This is a genomic window from Longimicrobium sp., assembly GCA_036377595.1.
Lineage (GTDB): Bacteria > Gemmatimonadota > Gemmatimonadetes > Longimicrobiales > Longimicrobiaceae > Longimicrobium.
Genome location: DASUYB010000033.1, coordinates 1 through 10,578 on the forward strand (window position 1 = coordinate 1; position 10,578 = coordinate 10,578).

Consider the following 10,578-nt stretch of genomic DNA (forward strand, 5'->3'; position numbering starts at 1 on the left):
TCAGACGATCTCGATCTCGTGTGCTCAACTTTAGCATCTCCTCGCTCCGTGGCAGGTGTCGCCGCCAGTGTGGGCGAACCTGCCCCGAAGGAGGACATTTCTATTTCAACCAACCCGGACATTTCTACTTCAACGCTACAAAGTGAACGCGGCGCGCCTTCACGGCGGGGCGAGCGCGGAATATCTTCCTCCTCTTGCCGCCAGGAATTCCCATCTCCGCGGCCACCCATGCCCCCCCCCCGGGCGTGTGACGCGCTCGGAGCCCCCCTCCTCCGCCCCATGCCCACTTCACTGCTCTGCCCGGCCTACCGCGTGGTCACCTCGCGCGTGGTGCTGCGCTGCTGGGAGCCCGCCGACACCGCCGCGCTGCACCGGGTGATCGCCGAGAACCTGGAGCACCTGCGCCCGTGGGTCTCCTGGATCGAAGACGAGCCCAGGTCGATGGAGGAGCGCCTGTGCATCGTGCGCTCGATGCGCGCCGCCTTCGACGCCGACGAATCGTGGTCGTACGCCGTGATCGACGCCGACGACGGCGAGCTCGCGGGGGGGTTCCTCCTGCGGCGGATCGAGACCGGCAACGGCGGCGACCTGGGGGGATGGGTGGCCGCGGCGCGGGGGCGGCGGGGCTACCAGTCCGAAGCGGCCGCCGCGATGTCGCGCGTGTGCCTGGAGGTGATGAGGATGGAGCGCGTGCAGGCCGTGACCGCGGTCGACAACGAGCGCAGCATCGCGCTGATGCGCAAGCTCGGCTTCACGCAACAGGCTACGGACGGCGAGCGGCAGAAGCACGAGCTGCTCTGGAGCATCTCGGCCGACGAGTGGACGACCTCGTACGCCGCCGAGCTCGCGGCGGATGCGAGAGCGTATGATGCGATCGGGACTCGGCTGTTCTGAGCGTCAACGTGTGAGGAGTAGCCGACTAAAACGGTACGGGGTAAAATACAGAAGTGTCCTTGTTCTTCCTTCGCTCGAAGGCTATCGATGCCTCACTGGAAAGAGTTCGAGAAGCTGATCGCGCGCCTGCATGCGGCTGCATTGCCCAATGTGAAGGTCGAGCACGATGTGCGGCTACGCGGGCAGTCAGGTCGTGATCGCCAGATCGATGTTCTCCTCACGACCAACGTTGGCTTTTACCCGGTTCGGATTGCAATTGAATGCAAGAAGGAAAGACGACTTATCGGCATCGGCGCAGTTGGTGAGTTTGCCGAAAAACTCGGAGATGTGGGAATCGCCCAAGGCGTAATGGTCGCTCGCGGATTCGATTCTGGAGCAAAGGCTGCGGCAGACAGGCATTTCATCCGTTTGCTTTCATATCGCGATGCGAATACCGCGGACTGGCAAAATCTACTTACATCGAACTGGATATCGCTCGACCAAGTGCGTGTAGAGTGGACGTTGCTGGCGACACTTTTCGAAAACGAAAATGTGGCCGGCGAAATTCCCCTCACTGCGCTGATTGTTGACGAAAGTCATGGGATCGGCACCTTGGGCAACTTCTTCGACTCACTTCGTCGAGATGTTGCGCACAACAAAGCCTTAATCGGTAAATTCGGATTGGACATTCAACCCAATCGTTCTTGGACGCTTCAATGGGAGCAGCGTTGCGAGTCGGTGAAAGGCTTTCATCTTGAAGGTGTCAAAGAAGTACGTGAGTTCATTATCAATCTGGCATTAGCGTCAGGTCACGTGATTGAGGAGAACGGCACGCGGCAAGTCAGAATTGCAGAGATGATGTCGGAGTCTCTGAATGTCGAACGAGACCTAGCTCCGCACCTCGGTCGGACCTTGACTCCCGAAGAGTACAGAGCTCGCGCTGAGCATATACATACCGTTTCGTTCGACACTCCCACGGACGCGAAGCAAATTGGGCTGCAACTCGGGATCAGAATGTAAGCGCGACGCAATCAACTCGACGCCGCGACGCAAACAAGATCGCTTCATGCGCCGCAGCACGGGTTTTGCGCCGAACCTGCCGCTCGCCGAGACGCCTTCTCACCCGCGCGTGGAGGTGAACCCGTGACTGGACCCGAGCTGAGGAGCGAGGCCGAGTACGAAGCCGCGCTGAGGGAGATCGAGCGGCTGACGGAAGAGGACCCGGGGAAAGGGACGGCGGAGCACGACGAGCTGCAGCGCCTTCACTCCATGGTCGAGGCGTACGACGCTTCGCAGCTGCACGCCCACAGCCCCGACGACTACCCCATCGACGAGGACGAGGACTGACGTCGCGAACGAGCGAACGCCTCCGCCGGCCGGCGCAGAGATGCGCGGGCCGGCGGAGGCGCTTTGCGGCGTTCCTTCAGCGGCCGAGCCCGGCCATCGCGGCGACGGCGTCGGCGCGGGAAGATAACCGCGCGTCAACAACCCTGGGTCACACCCACGAGCGGACGCGCCTACATCCGCCAGGCGTCCTCGACGTGTTCGATGGTGGGGTCGCCGCCGGTGGGGAGGAGCACGGCGATGGCGTCGTAGCGGTAGACGTCGCCCTCGCGGCCGTGGCGGTCGACCCAGCACTGGGCGACCACCTGAATCTCGCGGCGCTTCTTGAGGGTGATGGCCTCGAGGGGATGGCCGTAGCCCAGGCCGGCGCGCGTCTTCACCTCCACGAACGCCACGACCTCGCCGCGGCGCGCGACGAGGTCGACCTCACGGTGCCCGATGCGGAAGTTGCGCGCCAGCACCGTCCACCCGGCGCGCTCCAGGTGCTCCGCGGCCATGCGCTCGCCGCGGTCGCCCATCGGCTTGTTCTGCGAGCCCAGCGTCCGCGGCGCGTCCATGGGGATTCCCCGGCGGAAGGTTTATTCGCGTTCGGGCAGGCTATCGTGTTGCGTTGATTATAGATCCTTCGCCCGCCGCTCGGGCTTCGTCGCGACCGCAATGTCGGCGCAGCGGCGGCGCTCAGGATGACGTCGTCGTGGTGCTCGAAGGGCGAGGCATGCCTCGCTCTGACGGTCAAGTCCGTTGAAGTCCGCGAAGGCGGACTGCGTGTAGTTGTAGCCGCGAGTTCACTCGCATCGTCACGCCACTACCATCACCCCTACCGACCCGTTCACACCACCGCGCGGACCGGGCGGCCGGTGAGCGAGGGCGACAGGTCGCGGCCGATGGCCTCGGCGATGACCGCGATCTGCTCCATCAGCTCCTCGAACTGCTCGGGGAAGAGCGACTGCGCACCGTCGCTCATTGCGCGCTCGGGGTCGGGGTGCACCTCGATCATCAGCCCGTCGGCGCCGGCGGCGACGGCCGCGCGCGCCATCGGGATCACCTTGGCCCGCAGCCCCGTGCCGTGGCTGGGGTCGGCGATGATGGGGAGGTGCGAGAGCGACTTCACCACCGGGATCGCCGTCAGATCGAGCAGGTTGCGCGTGTGGGTGTCGAAGCCGCGCACGCCGCGCTCGCACAGGATCACCTGCCCGTTCCCTTCGGCCAGGATGTACTCGGCGCTGAGGAGCAGGTCCTTCACCGTGGCCGCCATCCCCCGCTTGAGCAGGATCGGCTTGCCGGTGCGGCCGGCGCGGCGCAGCAGCGAGAAGTTCTGCATGTTGCGCGCGCCGATCTGGATGATGTCGGCGTACTGGGCCACCAGCGCCAGGCTCTCCTCGTCCAGCGCCTCGGTGACGACGGCCATTCCCGTTTCCTCGCGCGCCTTCGCCAGCAGCTTGAGGCCGGGCTCGCCCATTCCCTGGAAGGCGTAGGGTGAGGTGCGCGGCTTGAAGGCGCCGCCGCGCAGGATCGTCGCTCCCGCCTCGCGCAGGCGGTGGGCGATGCCGACGATCTGCGCCTCGCTCTCCACCGAGCAGGGGCCGGCCATCACCACCACCTCGTCGCCGCCGATGCGCGTGCCGTTGGCCAGCTCGACGATGGTCGGCTCCTCGCGCCACTCGCGGGAGACCTGCTTGTACGGCTGCGAGACGTGGGTGATCTCCAGCACGCCGGGGAGAGATTCCAGCCGGTCGGCGTTGACCTTCCCGTCGTTGCCCACGAGGCCCACGGCGGTACGCTGCTTCCCCGGCATCGGGCGCGCCTCGTACCCCATCTCCTCTATCACGTCGACGACGCCCTGCACCTGCTCGGCGCTCGCGTCGTGCCTCATCACGATCAGCATGGGTGATGCTTTTCGGGGGGACTGATCTGTCGGGTTGCCGCAGGTGAAAATCTACCGAACGAAGCGGCGCCCGTCCACCGAGAACGCCCTCTCCCTGGCGCTGCGCGCCGGTCCCTCCCCCAAAACCGCCTGGGGGAGGGACGGGGGCTCGCTTCGCTCGCGGCTACTTCGACCGTGCCGCTGAACGTCGCTTCGAGATGCCGAGAAGCCTTCGGGCCCTTCTCGCCGCGATTCCAACCGTCTCACGCCCGCCGCCGCAATGCAGCCAACTCGTTGCTGTGTATGATACTTGCGACAGATCCAGCCGTGTCGGTCAACCCGAGACACGGGAGGAAACGATGCCGAAGTCCTGGAGCAGCAAGGACGAACGGAAGTACGAGCACGTGAAGGAGAGCTACGAGAGCCGCGGCAAGTCCGAGGACACCGCCGAGGAGATTGCCGCCCGCGTGGTCAACAAGGACCGCAAGGAGGAAGGGCGGACCAAGGAGCAGAAGTCGCACTCCCGCAAGAAGTCCTGACGCAGCCGCGCCGGCCGGGGTCCCGATCCCCCGACCGGCGCGTCTTCATCCCCCTCTCCCTCCACATCATCCGCGAACCGACAGCGGGTCGGGTAACACCCGGACAGGCGGCGCCATCCCGCCGCCGCATCATGTACGGGTACGCCGGAGGCGCCGCGAACGGGCGGCGGTCCGGGGGAAGCGCGCGCATCCCAGCCACGGAGAACCTCCCATGCCCGATACCCTCACCCTCACCGACAACCGCACCGGCAAGACCGTCGAGCTGCCGGTGGAGCACGGCACCTATCCCGAGTACGGCTCGTTCATCCGCGGGCCCGAGCTCAAGCAGCTGAAGACCGGCCCCGGCGACTTCGGGCTGCTGAGCTACGACCCCGCGTACATGAACACCGCCTCGTGCCGGAGCGCCATCACCTTCATCGACGGCGACCGCGGCATCCTGCGCTACCGCGGCTACCCCATCGAGGAGCTGGCCGAGAAGAGCACGTACCTGGAGTCGGCGTACCTGACCATCTTCGGCGAGCTGCCCACGAAGGAGCAGCTGGACGACTGGACCACGCAGGTGACCAACCACACCTACGTGCACGAGAGCATCAAGAAGTTCATGGACGGCTTCCACTACGACGCGCACCCCATGGGGATGCTGGTCAGCACGGTGGCCGCGCTCAGCACCTTCTATCCCGAGGCGCGCAATATCGCCGATCCCGGCGTGCGGCTGCAGCAGATCGTGCGGCTGGTGGCCAAGCTCCCCACGCTGGCCGCGTTCGCGTACCGCCACACGCAGGGGCTGCCGTACGTGTATCCCGACAACCAGCTGTCGTTCACCGGTAACTTCCTCCAGATGATGTTCCGGATGAGCGAGCGCGAGTACGTGCCCAACCCGGTGCTCGAGCGCGCGCTGGACGTGCTGTTCATCCTGCACCTGGACCACGAGCAGAACTGCAGCACCAGCGCCATGCGCAACGTGGGGAGCTCGCACGCCGACCCGTACGTGTCGGTGGCGGCGGCTGCGGCGGCGCTCTACGGCCCGCTGCACGGCGGCGCCAACGAGCAGGTGCTGCGGATGCTCACCGAGATCGGCAGCGAGGAGCGCGTCCCCGAGTTCGTGGACCGGGCCAAGCGCGGCGAGTTCCGGCTGATGGGATTCGGCCACCGCGTGTACAAGAACTACGACCCGCGCGCGAAGATCCTGCGGGCGATGGCGAACGACGTGCTCGAGGTGACGGGAAGCAGCCCGCTGCTGGACCTGGCCATGGAGCTGGAGCGGATCGCGCTCGAGGACGAGTACTTCGTGAGCCGCAAGCTGTACCCGAACGTGGACTTCTACTCGGGGATCATCTACCGGGCGATGGGCTTCCCGGTGGACATGTTCCCGGTGCTGTTCGCGATCCCGCGCGTGGCCGGATGGCTGGCGCAGTGGAAGGAGCTGCTCGAGGACCCGGAGCAGAAGATCACGCGCCCGCGCCAGATCTACACCGGCTACGACGAGCGCCACTTCGTCCCGCTCGCCGGTCGCGGCGAGGCGGCGGCGGCCGAGTCGCTCGACAGCTGGATCCCGCTCACCGCGCGGTGACGGCCGGTTCTCACGCGGAGACGCGGAGCCGCGGAGGGATGCTTCCTCCGCGGCTCCGCGTTATTGCATTGAGATGAGATTTTCCCGACGATGCGAGTGAACTCGCGGCCTCGCGGCTACAACCACACGCAGTCCGCCTCCGCGGACTTCAATTCGCCTCGGGGAAAGCATCCGCACCACCACCAGACGTCATCCTGAGCGGCCAGACCGTCATCACGTCGGCGAAAATGGCTGCAGCCCGAAGGATCTTTGATCTCCCCCGCACCGCCGCCCGGCATCGCGGTCCAATCCCCATCTGCCGACCGCAACGCGCGCAGGCATCACCCTTCGCGCGCACCGGCATCTCCCCCACACGAAGAGCCGGGGAGTGGCGGACGCCCGGCGATTTCGCAAAGGCGTATCCTGATCCTCAGGGTGATGTGGGTGGGGATACGGACCGACGAACGAGCGAGGTGGAGCATGCGGACGGCGATCGCACTGCTGATGGCGCTGCACGGGATCGCGCATCTTCCCGGGTTCCTGAACTCGTGGGAGCTGGTGACGCTGGAAGAGATCCCGTATGACACCAAGGTGCTCTCCGGCCACCTCGACGTCGGGGACGCGGGGATGCGCGCGCTCGGCGTGCTCTGGCTGGCAGCGGCGGTGACGTTCGCCGTATCGGCCGGCGGGGCGCTGGCGCACGCGAGCTGGTGGATCCCGTGGGCCGCCGGCGCGGCGCTCGGCTCGCTGATCCTCAGCGCGGTCGAGTGGCCCGAAGCGCGCATCGGCGTGGCCGTGAACGCGTTCATCCTTGCCGCGCTGTTCGCGGGGACGCGTTTCGGCTGGTTGTGAGGCGAGGTGAAGTGAAGTGAGGGAGTCGGTTCGGGTGAGGTGAGTTGGGGGTCGACTGCACGAAGGAGCCGCCTCGCGGGGCGGCTCCTTCGTTTCACGGCTTGCGAAATGGCGTCCGAGATCTACGCCACCTTCGCATCCCCGTACGCGTACGCGCCTTCCAGCTCCACGCCCACGATGGAGCTGACGCCGGGCTCCTCCATGGTCACGCCGTAGATCCAGTCGGCGCTCTCCATGGTGCGCGGGTTGTGGGTGATGACGATGAACTGCGTCTGCGTCTTGAAGTCGTTCAGCAGCTGGATGAAGCGGCCCACGTTGGCCTCGTCGAGCGGCGCGTCGACCTCGTCGAACAGGCAGAACGGGCTCGGTTTCACCAGGTAGATGGCGAAGAGGAGCGAGAGCGCCGTCAGCGTCCGCTCGCCGCCCGAGAGGAGGTGGATGCGCTGCGTCTTCTTCCCGCGCGGCGATGCGCTGATCTCGATCGGGCTCTCCAGCGGGTCGTCCTGGTCCGCCAGCCACACGTCGCACTCGCCGCCCTGGAAGAGCGACTGGAAGGTGCGGTGGAAGTTCTCGCGCACGGTGTCGAAGGTGCTCATGAACACCTCGCGCGCCGTCTTGTTGATCTGCCGGATGGCGGCGGCCAGGTCGTCGCGCGCGGCGGTCAGGTCGTCGCGCTGCTCCAGCAGGAAGGTCAGGCGCCGGTCCTCTTCCTCGTGCTCCTGCACGGCGAGCATGTTGATGGGCCCCAGCGCGTCGATCTGCTGCGCGATCTCGCGCACCTCGTTGCGCCACGCATCCGCGTCCCCCCCCTCCACGGCGCTGGCGGACTGGACGAGCACCTCCCACGGGCGCCCCCACTCCACCTCCAGCCGCTCGCGCGCGCGGATCACCCGGCTCTCCAGCTCGGCGCGCTCCAGCTCCAGCCGGTGGCGCTCCTCGCCCGCCTCGCCCTCGCGGCGGCGCGCGACGCGGGCGCGCTCCTCGGCGGCGTTCACCTCGGCCTCCAGCTCGCCCAGCCGCGCGTCGAAGGCGGCGACCTCGGCCGCATGGGTGTCGCGCTCGCGGAAGAGCGCCTCCACGTCCTCGCCCGCGCGCTCGCGGATCCCCGACAGCCCCTCCAGCGAGCGAAGGAGCTCGTCCGCCTCGGCCTGCAGCGTCGCCGACCGAGCGCGGGCCGTGTCGGCGCCGTTGACCGCATCGGCCAGAGCGCGCTCCACCTCGCGCAGCTCCGCCTCCGCGCGGGCGACGGCCACGCGCAGCTCGCTCTCCTCGTCGCGCGCGGCCTCCCAGCGCGCGTCGAGCTCGGCCAGCCCCGCACCCTCGCGTGAGGCGGCGGCCTGCGCGTCCGCCGCGAGCCCGTGCAGCTCGCCCAGCCGCGCGTCCAGCTCCGCCATCCGCGCGGCCGCCGTCTCCGCCTCGCGCTTCGCGGCGGCGATGGCGGCGACGACTTCCTCGCGTTCGCGCTCCAGGCGCCCGCGTCGGTGGCCGTGCGCGGCGGTGTCGGCGTCCAGCTGGCGCAGCTCGGCCTCCATCACCCGCCGCACCTCGTCCGCGTCGCGCGCGCGCTCCTCCGTCAGGGCGACCTGTTCGACGAGCGAGTCGCGCTCCAGCACGAGGCGATCGCGCGCGACCTCGGCGTCCTCCAGCTCGTTGCGCAGCCGCCCCAGCATCTCGCGCCGGGCGAGGATCCCCTCCCCCGCCGCCGGCTGGCCCAGGCGGATCACCCCGCGCACGTCGACGGTGTCGCCGAACGCGTCCACCCGCGCGCCGGCGGCGAAGGCGTCCAGCGGGTCCTCGCCGGGGAGGACGACGAGTCCCTGGAGGAAGATCTCCACCCAGCGCTGCCCCGCCCCGCTCCCGGCCACGCCCAGACGGTGCGACGCGCCGTTCATCGCCTCGCGCACGCCGGGCGCGTCCAGCGGGAGAAGGAGGAGCGTGCCGCCGCCGCTCCACTCCTCGCGGAACCAGCGGCGGACCACGCGGGCGGCGGCCAGGTCCTTCACCACCACCGCCTGCAGCAGCGTCCCCAGGAACGATTCCACCGCCTGCGCCGTGGCCGCATCCGCCGTCGTCGCGCGCACGAAGTCGGCGAGCGGGCCCAGGACGCCGGGGAAGCGCTCGCGCTCGGCCATGATCGCCGTCACCGCGGGGCTGAAGCCCTCGTAGCTGCTCTCCATCGCCTCGCGCGCGGCCACCTGGCTGGCGAGGCGCTGCACGCGGTCTTCCGCGGCGCGCAGCGTGTCGCGCAGCGGCGCCTCGCGGCCGCGGAGGACGCGCGTCTCCTCGCGGGCCGCGTCGGCCGCATCCGCCGCGGCGTCCAGCCGCTCGCGCAGCGACATCCCCTGCCCGCTCCACAGCTCCGTTTGCTCGCCGAGGATGGTGATCTCCGTCCCCAGCTGCACGTCCTGCTCGCCCAGCCGCGCGCCGCGCTCCAGCGCCTCGCCGCGGCGCCGCTCGGCCACCACGCGCTCGCCCTCGGCCGCGGCGATCTCCCGCGCGATCTCGCGCGAGCGCTCGGCGGCGGCTTCGCTGGCCTGGCGGCGCGCGCTCAGCGTCGCCCGCAGCCCGTCGTTCTCCTCCACCCGCAGCTCCAGCCGCTCGCGCACGCCCTCCAGCCGCGCCAGCGCATGGTCGCGCTCGCCGCCCAGCCGCGCGGCGTCGGCCGACAGCGACTCCGCGCGCTCGCCCAGCTCCGCGCGCTCGCGCACCAGCTGCTGGATGCGCAGCTCCGCGTTCGCCCGCCGCTCGTCGGAGAGGGCGATCTCGCGCTCGCGCGTCGAGAGGCGCTGGCGCACGTCGTCGAGCTTCGCGGCCACGTGCTGGCGGCGGCGGGTGAGCTCGGCCGCCTCGATCCGCCGCTCCTCCAGGATCGCCTCGGCCGTGGTCCGCTCCGTCCGCGCTTCGCCCTCGTCGCGCTCCAGCGCCTCGCGGCGGCGCCCGCCCTCGGACAGCGCGGCGGTCAGCGCCTCCAGGTCCGCGCGCGCCGTGGCCACCTCCAGGTCCAGCCGGCGCGCCTGCAGCTCGGCGTGGCGCTGCGCGCGGCGCTTCTGCCGGGCCAGCGAGCGCACCTTGCTCTCCACCTCGGCGATCAGGTCGTTCAGCCGCGCGAGATCGACCTCCGCGCCCTCGAGTCTGCGCTGCGCGGCCTTGCGGCGGTCCTTGTACTTGCCGATCCCCGCCGCCTCCTCGAACAGCGCCCGCCGCTCCTCGGCCCGCTCGCTGAGGATCGAGTCGATCATCCCGATCTCGATGATCGAGTAGGCGTTGGCGCCCAGCCCGGTGTCGCGCAGCAGGTCGTGGATGTCGCGCAGGCGGCAGTTGACGCGGTTCAGCGCGTATTCGCTCCCCCCCTCGCGGAACACCTTGCGCGCGATCTCCACCTCGCTCTGGGGGATGGGGATCAGCCCGTCGTCGTTGCTGAACGCCAGCGTGACCTCGGCGAAGTTCAGCGGGCGGCGCTTGACGGTGCCCTGGAAGATCACCTCCTCCATCTTCCCGCCGCGCAGCGCCGACGCGCGCTGCTCGCCCAGCACCCAGCGCACGGCGTCGGCGGTGTT

At 68.9% G+C, this 10,578-nt stretch carries 9 protein-coding genes; 6 read left to right on the forward strand and 3 right to left on the reverse strand.

The window, feature by feature from the left end; genetic code table 11:
- Positions 1–279: 279 nt before the first annotated feature.
- The 3 genes from VF092_05680 to VF092_05690 all read left to right on the forward strand — a co-directional run bounded on the left by VF092_05680 (position 280) and on the right by VF092_05690 (position 2,220).
- Complete coding sequence (locus VF092_05680; GenBank protein ID HEX6746768.1) at positions 280–894, forward strand: GNAT family protein; 615 nt, start codon at positions 280–282, stop codon at positions 892–894.
- Between the two features lie 87 nt (positions 895–981).
- Positions 982–1,893: a restriction endonuclease gene (locus tag VF092_05685; protein HEX6746769.1), complete on the forward strand. Its 912-nt coding sequence runs from the start codon at positions 982–984 to the stop codon at positions 1,891–1,893.
- A 123-nt stretch (positions 1,894–2,016) separates the two neighbouring features.
- Positions 2,017–2,220: a hypothetical protein gene (locus VF092_05690; GenBank protein ID HEX6746770.1), complete on the forward strand. Its 204-nt coding sequence runs from the start codon at positions 2,017–2,019 to the stop codon at positions 2,218–2,220.
- A 170-nt stretch (positions 2,221–2,390) separates the two neighbouring features.
- On the opposite strand, the gene VF092_05695 is transcribed toward VF092_05690, so the two are convergent.
- Positions 2,391–2,774 (reverse strand): YraN family protein, encoded by a 384-nt coding sequence (locus tag VF092_05695; GenBank protein HEX6746771.1) that lies wholly within the window; start codon positions 2,772–2,774, stop codon positions 2,391–2,393.
- A gap of 272 nt (positions 2,775–3,046) precedes the next feature.
- On the reverse strand, positions 3,047–4,102 hold the full coding sequence (gene aroF / locus VF092_05700) for a 3-deoxy-7-phosphoheptulonate synthase (protein HEX6746772.1): 1,056 nt from the start codon (positions 4,100–4,102) through the stop codon (positions 3,047–3,049).
- A 338-nt stretch (positions 4,103–4,440) separates the two neighbouring features.
- Between aroF and VF092_05705 the strand changes: the two genes are divergently transcribed.
- The 3 genes from VF092_05705 to VF092_05715 all read left to right on the forward strand — a co-directional run bounded on the left by VF092_05705 (position 4,441) and on the right by VF092_05715 (position 7,021).
- Entirely contained in the window at positions 4,441–4,620 is a 180-nt protein-coding gene (locus VF092_05705) for a hypothetical protein (GenBank protein ID HEX6746773.1), read from the forward strand.
- Between the two features lie 211 nt (positions 4,621–4,831).
- Positions 4,832–6,190 carry a citrate synthase gene (locus VF092_05710; protein ID HEX6746774.1) on the forward strand — a complete coding sequence of 453 codons (1,359 nt, stop codon included), beginning with the start codon at positions 4,832–4,834 and terminating at the stop codon, positions 6,188–6,190.
- A 459-nt stretch (positions 6,191–6,649) separates the two neighbouring features.
- The gene (locus VF092_05715) at positions 6,650–7,021 is read left to right on the forward strand and encodes a hypothetical protein (protein ID HEX6746775.1); all 372 of its coding nucleotides are present in this window, start codon (positions 6,650–6,652) and stop codon (positions 7,019–7,021) included.
- Positions 7,022–7,143: 122 nt separating this feature from the next.
- On the opposite strand, the gene smc is transcribed toward VF092_05715, so the two are convergent.
- Positions 7,144–10,578: chromosome segregation protein SMC (smc, locus tag VF092_05720; GenBank protein ID HEX6746776.1), on the reverse strand; the 3,435-nt coding region annotated here is incomplete at its 5' end.